General features: G+C 71.6%; 17 protein-coding genes and 2 pseudogenes. 14 read left to right on the forward strand and 5 right to left on the reverse strand.

Annotated features, from left to right (window positions below; translation table 11 throughout):
• Positions 1–116 precede the first annotated feature (116 nt).
• From ACGFZK_RS03770 to ACGFZK_RS03780, 3 genes are all read left to right on the forward strand, one after another.
• The gene (locus ACGFZK_RS03770; RefSeq protein WP_393847190.1) at positions 117–1,190 is read left to right on the forward strand and encodes a hypothetical protein; all 1,074 of its coding nucleotides are present in this window, start codon (positions 117–119) and stop codon (positions 1,188–1,190) included.
• Between the two features lie 435 nt (positions 1,191–1,625).
• Positions 1,626–2,336 carry a methionine ABC transporter ATP-binding protein gene (locus ACGFZK_RS03775; RefSeq protein WP_393847191.1) on the forward strand — a complete coding sequence of 237 codons (711 nt, stop codon included), beginning with the start codon at positions 1,626–1,628 and terminating at the stop codon, positions 2,334–2,336.
• Positions 2,333–2,812, forward strand: coding sequence for a hypothetical protein (locus tag ACGFZK_RS03780; RefSeq protein WP_393847192.1), 480 nt, complete (start codon positions 2,333–2,335; stop codon positions 2,810–2,812). Before ACGFZK_RS03775 ends, ACGFZK_RS03780 begins: the two co-directional genes overlap by 4 nt.
• Here the strand turns inward: ACGFZK_RS03780 and ACGFZK_RS03785 are convergent.
• On the reverse strand, positions 2,733–3,698 hold the full coding sequence (locus ACGFZK_RS03785) for a pirin family protein (RefSeq protein ID WP_393847193.1): 966 nt from the start codon (positions 3,696–3,698) through the stop codon (positions 2,733–2,735). The genes ACGFZK_RS03780 and ACGFZK_RS03785 overlap by 80 nt on opposite strands.
• 105 nt (positions 3,699–3,803) lie before the next feature.
• On the opposite strand from ACGFZK_RS03785, the gene ACGFZK_RS03790 reads away from it, so the two are divergent.
• The 6 genes from ACGFZK_RS03790 to ACGFZK_RS03815 all read left to right on the forward strand — a co-directional run bounded on the left by ACGFZK_RS03790 (position 3,804) and on the right by ACGFZK_RS03815 (position 8,101).
• Complete coding sequence (locus tag ACGFZK_RS03790; RefSeq protein ID WP_393847194.1) at positions 3,804–4,154, forward strand: tetratricopeptide repeat protein; 351 nt, start codon at positions 3,804–3,806, stop codon at positions 4,152–4,154.
• A 70-nt stretch (positions 4,155–4,224) separates the two neighbouring features.
• A complete protein-coding gene (locus tag ACGFZK_RS03795; RefSeq protein WP_393847272.1) occupies positions 4,225–5,421 on the forward strand; it encodes a methyltransferase in 1,197 nt (398 codons plus the stop codon).
• Between the two features lie 28 nt (positions 5,422–5,449).
• A complete protein-coding gene (locus ACGFZK_RS03800; protein WP_393847195.1) occupies positions 5,450–6,268 on the forward strand; it encodes a MerR family transcriptional regulator in 819 nt (272 codons plus the stop codon).
• Between the two features lie 107 nt (positions 6,269–6,375).
• Complete coding sequence (locus tag ACGFZK_RS03805; protein ID WP_393847196.1) at positions 6,376–7,008, forward strand: DUF6230 family protein; 633 nt, start codon at positions 6,376–6,378, stop codon at positions 7,006–7,008.
• Positions 6,999–7,454, forward strand: coding sequence for a DUF6114 domain-containing protein (locus tag ACGFZK_RS03810; RefSeq protein ID WP_393847197.1), 456 nt, complete (start codon positions 6,999–7,001; stop codon positions 7,452–7,454). The genes ACGFZK_RS03805 and ACGFZK_RS03810 overlap by 10 nt, the downstream gene beginning before the upstream one ends.
• On the forward strand, positions 7,451–8,101 hold the full coding sequence (locus tag ACGFZK_RS03815) for a hypothetical protein (RefSeq protein WP_393847198.1): 651 nt from the start codon (positions 7,451–7,453) through the stop codon (positions 8,099–8,101). The genes ACGFZK_RS03810 and ACGFZK_RS03815 overlap by 4 nt, the downstream gene beginning before the upstream one ends.
• Before the next feature lie 116 nt (positions 8,102–8,217).
• Here ACGFZK_RS03815 and ACGFZK_RS03820 read toward each other — a convergent pair.
• Positions 8,218–9,198, reverse strand: a pseudogene (locus ACGFZK_RS03820) (beta-ketoacyl-[acyl-carrier-protein] synthase family protein); the annotation flags it as partial.
• A 313-nt stretch (positions 9,199–9,511) separates the two neighbouring features.
• Between ACGFZK_RS03820 and ACGFZK_RS03825 the strand changes: the two are divergent.
• The 4 genes from ACGFZK_RS03825 (at position 9,512) to ACGFZK_RS03840 (ending at position 13,178) form a co-directional block, all read left to right on the forward strand.
• Complete coding sequence (locus tag ACGFZK_RS03825) at positions 9,512–9,904, forward strand: YciI family protein (RefSeq protein ID WP_393847199.1); 393 nt, start codon at positions 9,512–9,514, stop codon at positions 9,902–9,904.
• 430 nt (positions 9,905–10,334) lie between these two features.
• Complete coding sequence (locus ACGFZK_RS03830; RefSeq protein ID WP_393847200.1) at positions 10,335–10,679, forward strand: STAS domain-containing protein; 345 nt, start codon at positions 10,335–10,337, stop codon at positions 10,677–10,679.
• Between the two features lie 436 nt (positions 10,680–11,115).
• Entirely contained in the window at positions 11,116–12,471 is a 1,356-nt protein-coding gene (locus tag ACGFZK_RS03835; RefSeq protein ID WP_393847201.1) for a chloride channel protein, read from the forward strand.
• A 503-nt stretch (positions 12,472–12,974) separates the two neighbouring features.
• Complete coding sequence (locus ACGFZK_RS03840) at positions 12,975–13,178, forward strand: cold-shock protein (RefSeq protein ID WP_031157242.1); 204 nt, start codon at positions 12,975–12,977, stop codon at positions 13,176–13,178.
• Positions 13,179–13,966: 788 nt separating this feature from the next.
• Here ACGFZK_RS03840 and ACGFZK_RS03845 read toward each other — a convergent pair.
• Positions 13,967–14,620: a hypothetical protein gene (locus ACGFZK_RS03845; RefSeq protein ID WP_393847202.1), complete on the reverse strand. Its 654-nt coding sequence runs from the start codon at positions 14,618–14,620 to the stop codon at positions 13,967–13,969.
• A gap of 350 nt (positions 14,621–14,970) precedes the next feature.
• Between ACGFZK_RS03845 and ACGFZK_RS03850 the strand changes: the two are divergent.
• A pseudogene (locus ACGFZK_RS03850) lies at positions 14,971–15,197 on the forward strand (IS5/IS1182 family transposase); the annotation flags it as partial.
• A 71-nt stretch (positions 15,198–15,268) separates the two neighbouring features.
• Here ACGFZK_RS03850 and ACGFZK_RS03855 read toward each other — a convergent pair.
• On the reverse strand, positions 15,269–15,478 hold the full coding sequence (locus tag ACGFZK_RS03855) for a hypothetical protein (RefSeq protein ID WP_393847203.1): 210 nt from the start codon (positions 15,476–15,478) through the stop codon (positions 15,269–15,271).
• Positions 15,479–15,915: 437 nt separating this feature from the next.
• Positions 15,916–16,461 (reverse strand): hypothetical protein, encoded by a 546-nt coding sequence (locus ACGFZK_RS03860; RefSeq protein ID WP_393847204.1) that lies wholly within the window; start codon positions 16,459–16,461, stop codon positions 15,916–15,918.
• Between the last annotated feature and the right edge of the window lie 829 nt (positions 16,462–17,290).

Here is a 17,290-nt window from a genome sequence, read left to right on the forward strand (position 1 = left end):
TTCTCGCCGCCCGGGGGATCAACAGGGGTGAGCGGGTGCGTCCGGCGCCGTATCAGTCCGAGAAGACAGGGGAGATCTTCTTGATACCCGTGGTGGTTTCCGCGATGTTATCCGTGATGGTGGCGCCTTCCGCGCCCTCCGGCGTCACCGTCTCGATGTACGAACTGCCGCTCCTGGCAGGCCATTCCAGTAGTTCGGCCCAGGCAATGAACGACGCCGGGGACGTCGTGGGGCTCTCGCTGGACGAGAACGAAGACGGTTACCTCGTGCGGTGGGGCGCCGACGGCTCCCTCACCCGTCTGCAGGCCGTCTCCGGAGGTTCGGGCGGGCAGGCGGTCAAGATCGTCGAGGACGGCACCGTGGCCGGCTTCACCGCCACACCGGACGGCGTGCGGCATGCCGCCCGATGGGACGCGTCAGGTGCTCTCACCCGGCTCGCGGAACCACCGGGCTACGTCGACGGCGAAGCCCAGGACATCAACGACTCCCAAGTCGCCGTGGGGCGTCTGTCGACGGCCGGTCGCACGCACCCGGTGCGCTGGGGCCCGGACGGCCGGGCGACCGTACTGCGCCTGCCCCCGAAGGCGGAGGGGGGCGTGGCCACCGGGATCAACAAGCGCGGAGAGATCGCCGGCCACGTGTTCGTGCCGGGCGAGAAGACCCGGGCCGTACGCTGGGACACTGCGGGCCGTGTCCACGATCTCGGCTCGCTCGGGGGCGCGTACAGCGAGCCGGCCGCGATCAACGACCGCGGCACGGTGATCGGCCGGGCGACCGACGGGGCCGGGGAGTGGAAGGCCGTCCGTGCCCCGCGCGGGAAGAAGTTGAAGGCCCTGCCGTCGCAGGGGATCGGCGCGCGGTCCGTGAGCGTCAACAACGCCGACGTCGTCGTCGGGAACGTCAAGGACCACGCCGTGAGGTGGGACGGAAACGACACCACCGAACTCGACGTGCTGCCCGGCACGGGCCGGGCCTTCGTCAACGGGATCAACGACGCGGGGACCGGCGTCGGCACCTCCGACGAGCGTGCCGTGACATGGGACCCACTGGGGCGGGTCACCGCCCTTCCCCTTCCCCCCGGTGTCGACACGACCCAGCCGGTCGCGATCAACGCGACCGGGAGCGTCGCGGGCGACGTGGGCAGTTCGAGGAGCTGGCCGGTCCGCTGGCGCGCCGTCATCTGGCGGTAGCCGACGCGGCGCTCGACCTCCTGCTGCTACCTGCCCGGCCGGGACCGCCCGCGCGGCGGTCCCGGTCCGGTACCGGCGGGCGCTTCTGGGCGACCACGTGAACGTTCACGATCTTCCTGACCCATGTGGGACCGATCGGGCTCTCCTTGCCCGAGGTGACGTGGACCTCCGTCCGACACCGGCATCCATCACGGCTGCCTGGCACGGGAGTTGGAGCACGAGGCAGCAGTACTGGCGGGTCCTCGTCGGCGTCGGCCCCGAGGGGCTGCGCCACGTCGCCGACGTCATCCGCACGCAGTACCACCAGGAGTCGGTGGTGACGTTCCGCTGCCTGCCGCGGAGCTCGCCGGACACCGACGCCGTGGAAGTGCGCCACGGGGACGAGGAGTTCGTGGGCAGTTCAACCTCTTCCGCTCGCGCACTGTCCTGGGCAACGTGCTCTACCCGCTGCGCCTCGCCGGGATGGACCGCACCGCGGCCCGGGCCCGCGCCGAGGAGACGCTGGACTTCGTAGGTCTCGCCGGCCACGGGAAGCGCTACCCCGAACAGCTCTCGGGCGGCCAGCGCCAGCGCGTCGGCATCGCCCGCGCGCTCGCCACCCGCCCGAAGGTCCTGCTGTGCGACGAGGCGACCTCCGCCCTCGACCCGCATACCACCGGCGAGGTACTGGCCCTGCTGCGCCGCGTCAACCGCGAGCTGGGCGTCACCATCCTCCTCATCACCCACGAGATGGAGGTCGTCCGTACCCTGTGCGACCGCGTCGCGGTCATGGAGGACGGCAAGGTGGTCGAGAGCGGCGAAGTCTACGAGGTCTTCGCGCGGCCCCGCCACGCGACCACTGCCGCCTTCGTCCGCTCCGCACAGCACGGCGAGCCGGACGCCGGACTCCTGGAACAGTTTGGCACCCGCCACCCCGGCCGCCTGGTCACCCTGCCCGTCGTCGACGGCAACCCCGCCCTGGACGGCCTCTCGGAGCTCCTGCGCGTCCACGGCGTCGACTTCACCTTCGTCCACGGCGGCGTCGCCGAGGTACGCGGACGCCCCCTGGGCAGTGTGACGCTGGAACTGCGCGGCGAGGCCGGCGCGGTCGAGGCCGTCGTCGCCGGGCTGGGCGTCCCCGACCGCACGGAGGCGGGTGTCCGGTGAAGGCGGACTGGAGCACGTTCTGGCCCAAGGTCCTCGACGCCACGGGCGAGACCGTCTACATGGTGCTGATCACCCTGGCGCTGTCGACCGTCAGTGGACTGGCGGTGGGACTCGCCCTCTCCGCCACGCGCAAGGGCGGTGTCCTGCCGAACCGGATCGTCCACACGGTCCCGGGCCTGCTCATCAACATCATCCGGCCCGTGCCGTTCATCATCGCGATCGTCGCCCTCGCCCCGGTCACGCGCGGGGTGGTCGGCACGATGATCGGCACGAACGCCGCGATCTTCCCGATGACGGTCGTCGCGACGTTCGGGGTCGCCCGCATCGCCACCCCAGGCACGCCCGAACGAGTGCACGACCTCCGGCACCCGACTCCCCTCATGACACAACCACAGTTCAGCGCACCCTTCCCCTGGGCTTCAAGCGGGTCGCGGGGAGTTCAGGGGCAGGGATCGGGGGGCCGCCGTAGCCTTTGACCTCGCCGTAGTGGGTGCCTGTCATCCAGGCTTCGCGGAACTCCTCGATGTCCGCCTGGCTGCGGCCGATCCAGTTCCAGAACATCACGATCTCCTCCTCGAACGGCTCGCCGCCCAGGAGCATCAGGCTCGCGTCCGACGTCGCCCGCAGGGGGAGGTCCGTGCGGCCGCAGCCGAGGTAGAGCATCGAGCCCGGGAGGACCGGGACGTCGTCGACGTGGGCCTCGCCCGACATCGACAGGACCGCGTACTCGAAGTCCGGGTCCAGCGGGAGGCGGGTCTCGGTGCCCGACGCGAGGGTCAGGTCCGCGCCCACGATCGGGGTGTACGCCGTGCCCGGCGAAGCCGCCGTGTCCAGGGTGCCCAGGATGACCGTCGCCGTCAGGCCCGGGGCCGTCACCCGCGGGAGGTCGGCGTGGTGCTGGAAGTGCGGTTCCACGTTGCGGTGGGCGTCCGGCAGGGCCACCCACAGCTGGGCGCCGTGCAGGAAGCGGGCGTGCGGACGCGGGCTCTCCTCCGAGTGGCTGATGCCGCGGCCGGAGGTCATCAGGCCCAGTTCGCGCGGCCGGATCGTCTCCAGGCTGCCCACGCTGTCGCGGTGCAGCACCTCGCCCTCGTGCAGCCAGCTCACCGTCTGGAGCCCGGAGTGCGGATGCGGTGCGACCTGCATGCCGGGCTCGTCGGCGATGTCGTCCGGACCGTAGTGGTCCACGAAGCACCAGGCGCCCACCATGCGGCGGCCCAGGTTCGGCAGGAGCCGGCGGACCTCGGAGGACTCCCCGAGCTTGACCGTGCGCGGGCTGAGGAGCTCGCGCACCGGTTCGGCCACGACGAACCCGCGGCCGCCGCAGGTGGAGAGAGCGGGCTGGCGATCGAGATTGCTCATGTGGACAACCTAGCGCCGGGGCGGTGGCGCCGGAGAGCGGAATGTTCCACGGCCAGGGCGTGTTGGAGGCAGCGGACAGACCCCCTGAACGGCGGAAGGGACGCGATGAACGCGCCGACGACGTACTTCGAGCACGGGACGGCAGCCGAGCGCTGGGCGCGCGCCCGACTCTTCTTCGACGCGAAGGAGTACGCGACGGCCGCCCGCATCCTGGAATCGCTGGCGGGCGAGGCCCCCGAGCAGCTGGCCCTGCGGCTGCTCCTGGCCCGCGCCTGCTACCACTCCGCCCAGCTCTCCCGCGCCGAGCACGAGCTCCGCGCCATCCTGGAGCGCTGGCCGGTGGAGGACTACGCCCAGCTGATGCTCGGTCGCACCCTGGAGCGCCTCGGCCGGGCCGCCGAGGCCCGCCCCCACCTGCGGATGGCGGCCGCCATGGCGGGCGAGTTCCCCGAGTAGCGCGCCGCCCGGCCCCGCGCATGCGGGGTCGGGCCTCCGGCTCGGATAGCCTGGGGCCCATATGAACCGCCTGACCACACCCTTCGGCTCGTACGAGCTCACCCGCTTCCCCGAGGACCCGCGCGACCGGCTCCGTGCGTGGGACGCCGCCGACGAGTACCTGCTGCGCCACCTCGAGTCCGGTACCGGCGAGCGCGGTCCGGTGGACCTGGCCGCGGCCGCCGGCCGGATCACCGTGCTCGGGGACCGCTGGGGGACGCTGACGACGGCGCTCGCCGGCTACCGCCCCACGCAGATCACCGACTCGGCCCTGACCCGCGCCGCGACCGCCGGGAACCTGGACCGGGCCGGTATCGGGACGTCCAAGTCGACGGTGACCCTGCTGACCACCCAGGACCCGCCGCCCGAGCGGATCGACGTCCTGCTGGTACGCGTACCCAAGAGCCTGGCGCTGCTCGAGGACCAGCTGTACCGGCTGGCCCCGCACGTGCACGCGGGCACCGTCGTGGTCGGCACCGGCATGGTCAAGGAGATCCACACCTCCACGCTGCGCCTCTTCGAGAAGATCCTCGGCCCTACGAAGACCTCGCTCGCGGAGAAGAAGGCCCGGCTGATCTTCTGTACGCCGGGCACCCCCGGGGCGACCCGCCCGACGTCCGCCGGGCCGTGGCCCCTGACGTACACGGTGGACGAGGACGCCGGCTCGGCCTCCGGCCTGTCCGTCGTCAACCACGCCGGGATCTTCTGCGCCGACCGGCTCGACGTCGGCACCCGTTTCTTCCTGCAGAACCTGCCGACCAACACCGACGGCGCCCGGGTCGTGGACCTGGGCTGCGGGAACGGCGTCGTCGGCACGGCCGTCCAGGTCCACGACCCGGATGCCGAGGTCGTGTTCACCGACGAGTCCTACCAGGCGGTCGCCTCGGCGCGGGCCACCTACCGGGCGAACGTCCGCGAGGGCCGGCGGACCGCCGAGTTCCACGTCGGCGACGGCGTCGCGATGCTCTCCCCCGCCTCCGTGGACCTGGTGCTGAGCAACCCGCCCTTCCACTCCCACCAGGCCACGACCGACGCGACCGCCCTGCGGATGTTCGCGCAGTCGCGCAAGGTGCTGCGGCCGGGCGGCGAGTTGTGGATCGTCGCCAACCGGCACATGGGCTACCACACCCACCTGCGCCGGCTCTTCGGCAACAGCGAAGTCGTCGCGAGCGAGCCGAAGTTCGTGGTCCTGCGCGCGGTCAAGCAGGATCGTCCGCGGCCCATGTGACCTGCCGGTACGTCCTACACTCTGGCGCGTGAGCAGCCAGGTGGGGGACGGAAGCAGTGACGGAAGCAGTGACGGCAGCGGTGAAGGCAGCGCCGGCAGAAGCGGTGGCGGGCGCTACCGTCGGGAGGACGTGGCCCGGGCGGCCGGCGTCAAGGTGCGCAACCTGCGCTACTACCAGGAGCGCGGGCTGCTGCCGCCGCCGCGCCGGGAGGGCCGGATCGCCTGGTACTCCGACGATCACCTGACCCGGCTGCGCCTGATCAGCGATCTGCTGGGCCGCGGCTACACGGTCAACGGCATCGCCGAGCTGCTGCACGCGTGGGAGGAAGGCGGCGGTCTGCCCCAACTACTGGGCCTGGAACGGGAGATGACCCGGGACTGGGTGCAGGAGGAGCCGGTGACGATGACCCGGCGCGAGCTGCGGGAGCTGTTCGGCCCGACGGCGACCGCCGCTGACACCCGGCGGGCCGCCGAGCTCGGCTACGTGACGGTCGACGGGGACCTGGTCACGTACCCGAACCGCCGACTGCTCGAGGCGACGCTGACGCTGGTGCGGCAGGGCGTGCCGCTCACGGAGATCCTGGATGCCGGGGAGTTCGTACAGGCGCAGGCCGCGGCGGTCGCGGACCGGTTCGTGGGACTGTTCCGGCGCTATGTGGTCGACGCGGCGGGTGGGGACGGCCTGGAGGGCCTGGAACGGCTTTCAGCCACGCAGCTTCGGCACATCACGGCGGCGGTGGCGGCCCTGCGGCCGGTGGCCGGCGAGGTGGTGACCTCGGAGTTCGCGCGGGCGATGGCCCGGCGGGTGGACGCGGAGGTCGCCGAAATGCTGCGTACGGAGCAGTAGGAGTCGGCTCAAAGGGTGCGCTCGCACAACCTTGCCAACCTTCATTGGCACTCTTACATTCAACTCGTCGGTAACAACGGTGCACAGCCGAAATAAGGGACGACCTCATGACCGGTTCCCCCCATTTATCCGACCCTTCCGACGGTGACTCCGGCCGCGTCCGCTGGCGCCGGTTCGCCGTCCTGACCCTCCCCGCCGTCGCCGTGACCGCAGGCCTCGGCATCGCCCTCGCGCAAGGCGCGCTGGCCGCCTCGTTCGCCGTGTCGGGACAGCAGTTCAAGGTGTCGGCGAGCAGCCTGGAGGGCGAGGGCTTCGCCCAGTACGGCAGCGTGGACGTCAACGCCCGCGAGGAGCTCATCCCGGTGGCCGTCACCGCCATCAGGGAGGCCAAGCTCCACAGCCTCTGCCAGTCCGTGGTCACCTCGCTCCCGGTGATCGGGGACATCTCGCTCAACCTCACCGCCGGCCGCAAGACCCCGGTGGAGGCCAGCAACCTCTTCGTCGACGCGACCCAGCTCTCGGGCGACGCCGTCTTCAGCAACATCGAGATCGGGCGGGACGCCTCCACCCTCGACAAGGGTCCGGCCGAGGCCCAGGGGATGCAGGACCTCTTCGCCCAGCAGGCCGACACGGTCCGCATCACCGATCTCCAGCAGACGGCGTGGGCGACGAACGCCGGCACCTTCAAGCTCTCCGGGCTCAGCATGAACATCAGCAAGGGCAAGAAGGAATGCTTCTGAGCCGCCGTCCCCGATGGTCCGGGTCCCGGCGGTGGCGGCGGTGGCGGCGCAGCAGACCCTTCTGGGGCGGGCTGTTCGCGATCCTGGCCGGGTCGTGGATCTGCGTCCTGCCGCTGGCACCGCTGAAGATCATGCTCCAGCAGGGGGTGGCGGGAATCCCGTCCGTCCTGATGGGCATCGTGATGATCGTCCTCGGGCTCACCGCCTGGTTCTCTCCCCCTCAGCGCTCCCTCGCGGGTGTCCTCACCACCCTGATCGCCACCGCCGCACTGGTCCTGTCGAACCTCGGCGGGTTCCTGATCGGCACCCTGCTCGGCATTCTCGGCGGCGGCCTGATGTTCGCCTGGCAGCCGTACGCCGCCCAGCGCGGCGGGAACGCGGAGTCCGCCACGGCCGCGCCCCCTCCCCCCACCCCGCACCACGATCCCCAAGGAGCACAGCCATGAGCCGTACGCGCACCGCGCTCGCCCTAGGGACGGCCGCTGCCGGAGCCATCGCGCTCGCCTCGGTCACCGCATCCGCCGCACCCTTACCCCTGGCCGGGTCGACCACCGTCACCCCGGCCGGGCACGCCTTCCAAGCCACCCTCAGCGGGAAGGCCACCTTCAAGGCCGGTTCGGTCACCGTGACCTGTACGGTCTCCGTCGCCACCGGCAGCGTGCCGGGAGCCCCCGGCAACAGCAACCCCGCCGGGCCCGTGTCCTCGCCGATCTCGGCGCCCACGTACAGCTCCTGCACCTCGAGCATGTGGGGAGTCACCCCCACGGTCACCACCAGCGGCGCCTGGTCGGTGTCGATGCAGAACGGCGCCCCGGTCACCGCCACCATGGGTCTGCCGGTCGGCGGTCTGGTGGTCCAGACGAGCGGGCTCGCCTCCTGTACGGTCACCGCCGCCCCCACCGCCCCCGCGAACGTCGGCGGCACCTGGACCAACGGGGCCCCGTCGACCCTGACCTTCACGAACGCCTCCGTACCGGTCACGGTCACCGGCGGGTTCGGCTGCCCGACGAGCGCGACCACGTCCACCTTCAACGCGGTCTACAAGGTGACCGACACCACCGACCCGGCGCAGCAGATCACCGTCGGTCCCTGACCCACCGCTCGCCGACCGAACGCCCACGCCCGCCCGGCCCCGGTGCAATCCGGTGCCGGGCGGGCCGCTGGGCAACCGGCGGCGCCCCTCCACGGACAACGGTGCGTTCGCGTGGATCATGGTGTAGTCGATGCTGCTGTACGGGACGCGTGGTGCCGTGCGCCGGTGAAGACGAGTGAGACGTTCTGCCCACCGAAGCCGAAGGAGTTGCTGAGCACGGCCTCCTGGAGGACGTCTCGTCGCTCTGCCACGACATCGAGGTCGATGTCGGGACCGACGCCGGCCTCGGTGAGGTTGCGGGTCGGCGGGATGACGCCGTGTTCCACGCTGAGGACGGCGATGAGCGCTTCGATCGCGCCGGCTGCGCCAAAGAGATGGCCGAGCGCCGCCTTGGGGGCTGTCACGGTGGCGCGGCCGAAGACCTCCCCGATCGCATGCGCCTCGGCGACGTCGCCGACCGGAGTTCCGGTGGCGTGGGCGTTGATGTGGCTGATCTGCTCGGGAGCCAGGCCGGCTTGCGCGAGGGCCTTCCGCATCGCGGAGATCTGACCGGAGCCGTCGGGAGCGGGTGCGGTGATGTGGTGAGCGTCGGCGGCGATGCCGGCTCCCGCGAGCACTGCGTGGACGCGCGCGCTCCGGGCGTTGGCATGCTCGGCGCTTTCGAGCACCACGACGGCCGCGCCTTCACTGAGGACGAATCCGCTGCGGTCCGCGGCGAACGGCCGTGACGCTGACGCGGGTTCGGCGGTGTGCCGCGACAGTGCTTGTGCCTGGGCGAAGCCGGCGACGGTGATCGGGGTGATCGCGGCCTCGGTCCCGCCCGCGATGACCACGTCCGCTTCGCCGGCGCGGATGAGCCTGGCCCCCAGGGCGATCGCCTCGGCACCGGAAGAACACGCCGAGACGGGCGTGTAGACACCGGCCCGTGCGCCGTACTCGATGCTGATCAGCACCGCCGCTGCATTGGGCATGAGCATCGGGACCGTGCGTGGCGAGACGCGCCGAGTCCCGGCCGCCTCCAGTGCGTCGTCTTCCTTCAACAGCGTCCGTATGCCACCGATGCCCGTGCCGATCGCCGATGCGAGCCGGTCCGGCGGACCGCCCGCCAGTCCAGCGCAGGGGGCACCACCGGGAGCAGGGCGACGTCCTCGGCCCCTCAGGACCACACACCCGTTCGCCTTCCCCAGTCCACCTCCGCCGTGGCGACCGGGGAGAGGGAACCGCGTCGCACTACGTGGTCGTCATGTCCGTCCTGCGTACGCCCAGCCTCGCCGCGGCCTGGTCCGGCAGCGGCACATGCCGGTCCGCGGCAATCTGGTGCCGGGGACACCGATGAGTTCTGCGGCGTCCGGCTGTCTCACTCTCTGCAAGCCCGAGAAACCCATCAGCCGCCCTGGAAGGGTGAGGAAAATGAAGTACATGATCCAGATGAACGTGCCTGCCGATCAGTGGGACGCCATCATGTCGGGGTACTCCAAGGAAGACATGGAGGCCATGTTCGCCCACATGAACGCCCTCAACGAAGACCTCACCGCTGCCGGGGAGTGGGTGGAGGGGCAGGGCCTCGGCGGCCCTTCCCTGGTCAAGACGGTGCGGGCTGGAAGCGACGGGCGGCCTCAGGTGACCGACGGGCCGGCCCAGGCGGGCCCCATCCTGGCCGGGTACTGGGTGGTCGACGTCAAGAGCGAGGACCGGGCCCTGGAGATCGCCGCACGGGCATCCGCGTGCCCCGGGGCAGGCGGGAAGCCCGGCAACGACCCGGTCGAAGTGCACCCGATCCCCGGGGACCCGACCCAGGCCTGAACCGGGCGGAGCCGAGCGGGGGCCGGCGGTCTGTGGGCCGGTGCCTCGCTTCGCCCCCTGAGGCTCATCACGGAGTCACGGCCGCTCTCGGCTGGACCGAGGCGGCCCGGTCCGCCACGAGGCGGATCGCGGCGATCGTGAGGTCCGCGTCGCGTGTCCTCCTCGCCGGGAGGCTTGCCCACCGGGTCTGACGTGCAACAACAGACCATGTCCGATGCGTGAGGGTCCATACCTCCGGTCACACGGTCGGTCCCCCGCTGAAAGCAACCGCCCAGCCAACGGTTCAGCCACCCTCCGGTGCACCCCCTGCCCGGCCCCGCACCACCGGCCGAGGCCGGGCATCAGCGCCTCGTACCGCCGCCGGTGAGCGGCGGGCCAGGATGGTGGCCCCGCGGGCCTTGGTGCTTGGTGCCTTCGGGGAAGGAGCCGGATGATCAGCACGGACGTCCGGCGCTGCGGCAGCTCGGTCCTGGTCAGTAGGGGCGGGGAACTCGACGAGCAGGCGGGGCCGGTGCTCCGGCAGGCGCTGGACGACATCGTCGTCGACGCGCGAGACCTCATGGTCGACCTGCACGGCGCGAGGTCCATGAACTCCGCCGGTCCGCTCCACCTCCTGGACCTGCACCGGCACGCGGAGTGCGTGGGTCTGCGGGGCATGGCCATCGGCCGGCATCCCCGGCCCGGGCTCCTCCACCGGAGAGCGGTACGCGCCGGCGGGCTTCCACCGCCTCATCGAGCACCGCGCACAGGACGCACAGGACGCCGACTCCGGTAACGGATCGCTGTCCCCTGCCTAAGGGCTGTCCCGTAATCCCCGGTGGATCAGCGCACGGCGTCAGATGCGGTGCATCGCAAGGCGGAGGGGCGTCCTCATACTGTGCGTATTCGGGCGTTCCGACAACGCAGCGAGGTGCCGTAGCTGTCGTCGTGCGCCCGCCGGGGATTACGGGACAGCCCTTAGCGAGGCGGAGGGCGGCCGGGGTGGGTGGCAGCTGTTACAGGGCGGGGCCGCCTCGGTGCTGGCGGCGGTCGTCGGGGCCGGGCCGGCGGGCTCCGCGCTACCCGCATGGACGGCCGCGGAATGCTGCCGTGAGGCAGGTCTGCCAGGGTGGGAAGACGCCGCCCGGAGCGAGTGACGGGGGCGGTCCGGGTTCGCTGAGGGCCGTCGGTGAAACCACGTATCCGGTCCGGGTCGCGAGGAGGCAAGGCGCATGCCGGTCCCCAAGGCAGGGCCCACGGACGCGTCACCGCCGGATCCGCTCACCATCCTCCGCAGCCGCGGCTATGTGGTGCTCCTGGTGATGGCCGCGGTGGTCGGCGTACCGGTGTCCGCGGTGGCGTTCGGCTTCCTGGCGCTGGTCGACGTACTTCAGCCGATGCTCTACACCGATCTGCCCAGGGCGCTGGGATTCCGCGGCACGCCGCCGTGGTGGCCGCTGCCCCTGCTCGCCGTCGGGGGACTGCTCGTGGGGCTTACGGTGCAGTACCTGCCGGGGCGCGGAGGCCACGAACCGTCGGGCGGGTTCAAGGCCGCCGGCACGCCCACACCCATCGAGCTTCCCGGCATCCTGTTCGCCGCGTTGGCGACTCTGGCTTTCGGTGCGGTCCTCGGACCGGAAGCGCCTCTCATCGCTCTCGGTGGCGGACTGGCCGCAGGCGCCGTGCGCCTCGTCAAACGTGACGCCCCGGAGCAGGTGATCGCGATGATGGGCGCGGCCGGAAGTTTCGCGGCGATCAGCTCTCTGCTGGGATCACCCCTGCTCGGCGCCTTCCTCCTGATGGAGGCTTCGGGGCTGGGTGGGGCCATGCTGGCCCTGGTACTGGTGCCCGGCCTGCTCGCCGCGGGCATCGGCGCGCTGATCTTCATCGGCCTGGGGTCCTGGACCGGGCTGGGCACCTACTCGCTGGCCCTACGCGACCTGCCCGAGGCCGTGACACCGACGGCGGCGGAATTCGGCTGGGCGGTGGTCGTCGGGCTGTCGGCCGCCTTCGTGGGCGTGGGCATCCGATGGCTCTCCGTTCGCCTGAAGAGTCAGGTCGAACGTCGGCGGGTGCCGGCCACGGTGGTCATGGGCCTGGTCGTGGCGGGGCTGGCGATCGGCTATGCGCAGAGCACCGGCAAGCCGGCGACCGACGTGTTGTATTCGGGCCAGTCGGCGCTGGGGCCACTCCTCACACAGAGCACCGCGTATTCGATCGGAGCACTGCTGCTGCTGGTGTTGTGCAAGGGCCTGGCGTACTGCGCTTCGCTCAGCAGCTTCCGGGGAGGTCCCGTCTTCCCCGCGATGTTCGTGGGCGCGGCGGGCGGCATCCTGCTCTCCCACGTCCCCGGGCTGTCCCTCGTCGCGGGCTTCGCCATGGGCGTCGGAGCGATGAGTACCGCGATGCTCAGACTTCCGCTGATCTCGGTCCTGCTCGCCACCCTGTTGCTCGGGGCACAGGGGCTCACCGTCATGCCGTTGGTGATCGTCTCGGTTGTGGTCGCGCACGTCGCGACCGCCATGCTCACACCTCCTGCGGCCCCGAAGACGGAAACGGAACCGAGCCCAAGCCCACAGCACCCCTAGCTTCTGTCTCTTGTCGGTTCGGATGGCCAGGCCGCGCCATTGTGCTCGAGGCGGTTGATGCAGCGTTCGGCGGCGTTCCGCTGCCTGTAGGCCTGGCGGTCGAAGCGGGGCGGGGGGGCTTGGCCCGGGGCTGCCCGGACGGGTGCGGGCACACGGATGAGGGCCGTCACCGTCTCGAAGGCAGGTGCGTCACCGCCTGGCCTGCGGTGAGGGTGAGGGCCAGGGAGGCGGGCCTGGCCGTCGGCCGCCAGGTGAACACCTTGGTTCGATCCGGCCATCACGTTCGGGGAGGCGGTCTCTCCGTCCGGCTCGGTGCCTCACTCTCCGCTGCCCGCCTGGGGCCGGGTGCGATCGCGGCTCGTCCCCGGTCCCGTGCCGCTCTGTGGGGCGAGGACATCGGGTTCACTCCTGGGCGCTGTTTGGGTGGTGAGGGGGAGAGGGGAGTATCGGTGTGCTGCCGGCCGCGGGTTCGTGTGCTGGTTCCTTGATGTGGAAGGCGTGTCATGGCTCAGGGGACAGTGAAGTGGTTCAACGCGGAGAAGGGGTTCGGTTTCATTGCGCCGGATGACGGTACTCCGGACGTGTTCGTGCATTTCTCTGAGATCGATGCGGCCGGCTTCCGGTCGTTGGAGGAGAACCAGAGGGTGGAGTTCACCACCGGCCAGGGCCCAAAGGGTCCCCAGGCCCAGCAGGTCCGGCCCATCTGAGCCCGGACCGCTGCCGGACCGGCCCCGTGTCAGCGGGGCCGCCGCCCGGCCGGCCACCTTCCGGGCCCGGTCGGCATCAGGGGCAGGGTGCAGGGCCCTTCGGCCTTGACCGTGGAAGGTGGCGCGCGTGGTGAGGTCGTGCGTGCCGGGCTTCGGTTTCCGTACGCGCGCCTTCCAGTTGCGGTCCAGGACCTGCTTGCGGCCCGCGCCGGCTCCCGGCCTCCACGAGCGGGCAAGCACCACCGCCCCCGCCGGCGTGCCGCCCCTTACCGGGAGCGGCCTGGTGTCGATGGGCCGGGACGGCCGGCTCGGCCGGGGCCTCACCTGCCGGGCCGGGCGCGGCGGCGGATGTGTTCCGAGGGAGGGCTGCTCGCCAGGAGCCGTCCTCGGTCAGGCGGGCCGGTGTCGGCCGGCCGGCCTCGCTCATCTTCAACGCCGCAGGCGTGGGTGAGTGTTCGAGATCTCTGGGCAGGGGTCTGCGCGGCTGGACCGTGAGGCTTGTGGTGTCCGGTGGATCGGCCCGGCGGTACTGCCGGGAGAGGCCCACCTGGCCTGGGCGCTCATCACTCTCATGACCAGACGCCTCACCCGCAAGGGCTCCGCGCCGAATGGTCGAGAAGTGGTTCTCCTTCGGAGGGCCGAGTGCCTCGATCGGGAGGGGGCCGTTTCTGTCCGGGCGGTGGTCACGCGCTGGCCGGGCATGCCGCGGGTGGCATCGGCCCGCGTGCACGGTGGCCCCAGTGCGCCGGCCCGACGGACTTCGCCGCCGGCGCGGTGGTCGCGACGGTTCAGCGCAGCAGTGCTCCGCGCAGGGTGATGCCGTGGCGCGTGCGCAGCCGCCGCAGCTCCCACAGCGCCACGGCGGTGACGGACAGCGGTGCTCCCAGCAGGAAGGCCAGCCGGACCCCGGGGGACACGCCGTCGTAGGCACCTCGGAACAGGTCGAAGAGGGCGAGTTCCCATACCAGGAGCGTCGCGAGCAGCGGTGGCACCGTCTCGTGGAGGTCCGCCGTCCGGAAGACGTGGACGAGCGATTGCCCGATGCCGTAGAGGGCGAAGGGGGCGAGCCACAACAAGAAGGCGCCCAGGGCGAACAGCAGCACCACCCGCCCTGCGGACGCCGTCCAGTCCGTGTGCTCGTCCACATAGCCGAGCCCTGTGATCAGGCGCGGCACGGCGAGCGTGACGACCAGCGCGAGCAGCGCCCCGGCCGGCTTGACCGCGCGGCGCAGGAACAGGCGCCGGTGGGGCGGGCGGGCCGCCGCGATGAAGGCGGCGACGGCGACCGGGAAGGTCACCGCCAGCACGATCAGGGCGGTACGGATCTGGCCGAAGCGGTCGTCGACCACGGCGTCGGCATCCGCCGCCAGTCCGTAGGACAGCAGCATCCAGGTGATGGCGACCAGTCCGATGGCCGTCCGCAGGATCTGCACCCTCTTCACCACCGGATCGTGCACGCGGTCCGGCCGGGACGGCGTGAACACCGTGCGGCCCACGGCGATGGGGTTGAAGAGCCGTCCGAAGGTCAGCCGGCGCGCGGCGGCCGGCGGTACCGGGGCCGACGGGCCGCCCGCAACGGGGGGTTGTCCTGCTCCGTACGGATCCCAAGGCCCACCGCCACCCCCGCTTGCGCTCATCCCCGTGCCCTTCGTCTCACCGTGCCGACAACCCCAAGGAGCATAGGCGGATCTCGCCGCGCCGGGCACGGCCCCTCACGTGTGGTGTGCGGCAGGGTGCCCTGGGGTCGCACGTGCCCGGGGCGCCCTACCGCCTTTCCGCTACGGCGCGCGACCACCTGCGCCGGTGGCTCCGCAACCGCGGCATCCGCCACCGCATCGCCCGCCGCGGCATGGAGTCCTCCAGGCGGCTCGGCCGCCACCGGTGGGTCGTACGACGGACCGTGTCCTGGCTCGCCGGCTGCCGCCGACTACACCGCCGATACGAGCGCAAGGCCGAACACTTCCCCGCCTGCGTCGTGGCAGCCGCAGCCTCATCTGCCACCGCCGCCTCACCCCATGAAAGGGCGCCCCTCCCGGCTACGCTCGCGCGGGAGCGCCCCGCGGCGCGTGGCTGCGGGGCGCCTTGTGGCGTTAGTCGATCTGCTCGCCGTTGCGCGTACCACCCTTGCAGTAGTTGCCCTCCTCATTGATCGCGGGCGTTCCGCCCCCCTGCTTGCACTCAGAAGGGGTGACGTAGGACGGGGCACCCTGTGCGGTGGCGGCGGTGGCGGCGCCTGTGAGGCCGAGTCCGGCGAGGGCTGCCGTGGCGATGACGGCGGCGAGGATTCGTCGAATGCGCATGTGGTTTCCCTTTCACGGATTGCCTCGGTTGGGGCACTAGCCAGTGTGATCTTCACCCATGTGGGTGGCGCGTCACGTTGCGCCATTCGGGTGACAGCGCTGTCGGGTGCGGGGTAAGTGAAGCGACCCGCCGGACCGGGCCTAGACCCGCTCGACAAGCAGCTGTACCGCTATCGGCGTCGATGCTGACGAGGCCGCTCACGGACGGGCCTACCAGGGGGTGGCTGCTGCCGTGACCGGGCAGCACCCGGCACCCGACACCTCTTCGAGGGGCCCGGCGCCGTCCGCACCTGCCGGCTCCAGCTTCTCCACACCGGCGCTTCCTGCTCCGAGTGGCGTCGGGCGAGAGGTTGCCGAACGTTCTGACCGCCCGAGGCACCAGCTGCCGCGCCCCGGCGCTCGTCACAACAGGCCGAACGCTGCCGGAACTGCACGGGTCAGCCTCGCGGCCCCCGAGTCTCCTCCTCGCGGCGGAAGGCCTTGTCGCAGGGCTCCGTGGAGCGCCTGGCGACCAGGGTGGTGGTGTTCAGGAGCCCTCCGTTGTGCAGCTCCAGCCGCCAGGAGCCGCTGCTCAGGGCTATTTCTGGGGCATGTCCCCCGCGGCGGGCCATGACCTGCCAGCCGCGTTCCTCCAAGGCGGTCTCCAGGGCGGCCAGTCGCGCCTCGTCGGAGGGGCCGTCGCCGGTCCAGTCCGCGATGCAGTCGCCCGTCCCGCCCTCCTCCACGGGGTGGACCGGGCCTGCGGTGAGCCCCGCCGCCGCTGCGGCGGCGGCGAGTTCCGCTGAGACCGCAGCGCGCGAGGGGTCGCCCGCGGCGCGAGGCGGGGCCTTCGACGCCTCTGGCTCCCGGACCCAGCCGTCGGTGGCGGGGTACTCCTCGGCCGGGGCCGCCATCAGTGCGACCCCGCCGGCGACGGCCGCGATCGCGAGTGCCGCGACCCCCGCCCACTTCGCTCCGCGGCGGCCGCCTGCAGTGCTGCCCATGTGTTCCCCGTCTCGTACGACATGCCGGAGCGGTGTGTTCCGGCGCAGACACAGGCTAGTTCTGGCCCTTCGGTGACCACCGGCCGGAGTGCGTGAGGGCTCGGGGCGTCTGTAACACCAAGGGTTCAGCCTGCCCGCGCCGTGGTTGACGGCCGGCAAAACACCCTGGGAAGAGCTGAAGGCCCTTACCCGCAGGATGGTAAGGGCCCTGAAAAGTCTGACCCCGGCCGCGGTGTGCCGGGAGTCCCGGTACGCCTCGACGGCGCGCGCCCGGCCCTCAGCGGTCGGCTGCCCCACGGCCGTGGCCAGCCGACTCCGCCGGCGTGCCGGCCATGCCTGGGAGGGGCGGATCGTCGCCGGGCTGCAGCCCTAGCATGTCGAGCAGCTGTGCGAGATCTGCCCGATCCGTGGCGCGCTGGGCGACCGCGCGGCGCGCGGCGTCCCGGTCCACGAACCCTGCCGGGGCAAAAAGGGTCGATACCTCCGCGGAGGAGAAGGGGTCTTTCATGGCGTGATGCCACCACAGGCGGCGTCACCCTGCAGGGCGTGCTGCTCCAACCGGCCTTGACCGGGCTCCCCGGTTGAGTTGCAGTAGTGCTGCGGCCGTGGACCATCTGTTTTCGCACCCGGCATCCGTGATGCCCTGGTCCTTGGCGGATCAAGGGGGTGGAAGTGGTGGACAAGGCACGCCTGTGTACCAGCACGGCACGGATAGACCGCCCTCGTCGGGAGCCCGGTGACTCCGGCCGGTCCTGGCGGTCGGCCGGGTGGGTCTGATGGGGAGGGTCCGCTACGAGTGAGGCGACCGGTGGCGGGCAGACGCACGACA

This window comes from Streptomyces sp. NPDC048257, assembly GCF_043201855.1.
In the GTDB taxonomy this organism is placed as follows: Bacteria; Actinomycetota; Actinomycetes; order Streptomycetales; family Streptomycetaceae; genus Streptomyces.

What these genes read in the sequence shown, in the direction of transcription:
- ACGFZK_RS03855 (WP_393847203.1), bottom strand. Translation starts at nt 15,478, where the DNA reads ATGCGCATTCGACGAATCCTCGCCGCCGTCATCGCCACGGCAGCCCTC.
- ACGFZK_RS03830 (WP_393847200.1), top strand. Translation starts at nt 10,335, where the DNA reads ATGATCAGCACGGACGTCCGGCGCTGCGGCAGCTCGGTCCTGGTCAGT.
- ACGFZK_RS03770 (WP_393847190.1), top strand. Translation starts at nt 117, where the DNA reads ATGGTGGCGCCTTCCGCGCCCTCCGGCGTCACCGTCTCGATGTACGAA.
- ACGFZK_RS03815 (WP_393847198.1), top strand. Translation starts at nt 7,451, where the DNA reads ATGAGCCGTACGCGCACCGCGCTCGCCCTAGGGACGGCCGCTGCCGGA.
- ACGFZK_RS03810 (WP_393847197.1), top strand. Translation starts at nt 6,999, where the DNA reads ATGCTTCTGAGCCGCCGTCCCCGATGGTCCGGGTCCCGGCGGTGGCGG.
- ACGFZK_RS03790 (WP_393847194.1), top strand. Translation starts at nt 3,804, where the DNA reads ATGAACGCGCCGACGACGTACTTCGAGCACGGGACGGCAGCCGAGCGC.
- ACGFZK_RS03835 (WP_393847201.1), top strand. Translation starts at nt 11,116, where the DNA reads ATGCCGGTCCCCAAGGCAGGGCCCACGGACGCGTCACCGCCGGATCCG.
- ACGFZK_RS03785 (WP_393847193.1), bottom strand. Translation starts at nt 3,698, where the DNA reads ATGAGCAATCTCGATCGCCAGCCCGCTCTCTCCACCTGCGGCGGCCGC.
- ACGFZK_RS03860 (WP_393847204.1), bottom strand. Translation starts at nt 16,461, where the DNA reads ATGGGCAGCACTGCAGGCGGCCGCCGCGGAGCGAAGTGGGCGGGGGTC.
- ACGFZK_RS03805 (WP_393847196.1), top strand. Translation starts at nt 6,376, where the DNA reads ATGACCGGTTCCCCCCATTTATCCGACCCTTCCGACGGTGACTCCGGC.
- ACGFZK_RS03825 (WP_393847199.1), top strand. Translation starts at nt 9,512, where the DNA reads ATGAAGTACATGATCCAGATGAACGTGCCTGCCGATCAGTGGGACGCC.
- ACGFZK_RS03840 (WP_031157242.1), top strand. Translation starts at nt 12,975, where the DNA reads ATGGCTCAGGGGACAGTGAAGTGGTTCAACGCGGAGAAGGGGTTCGGT.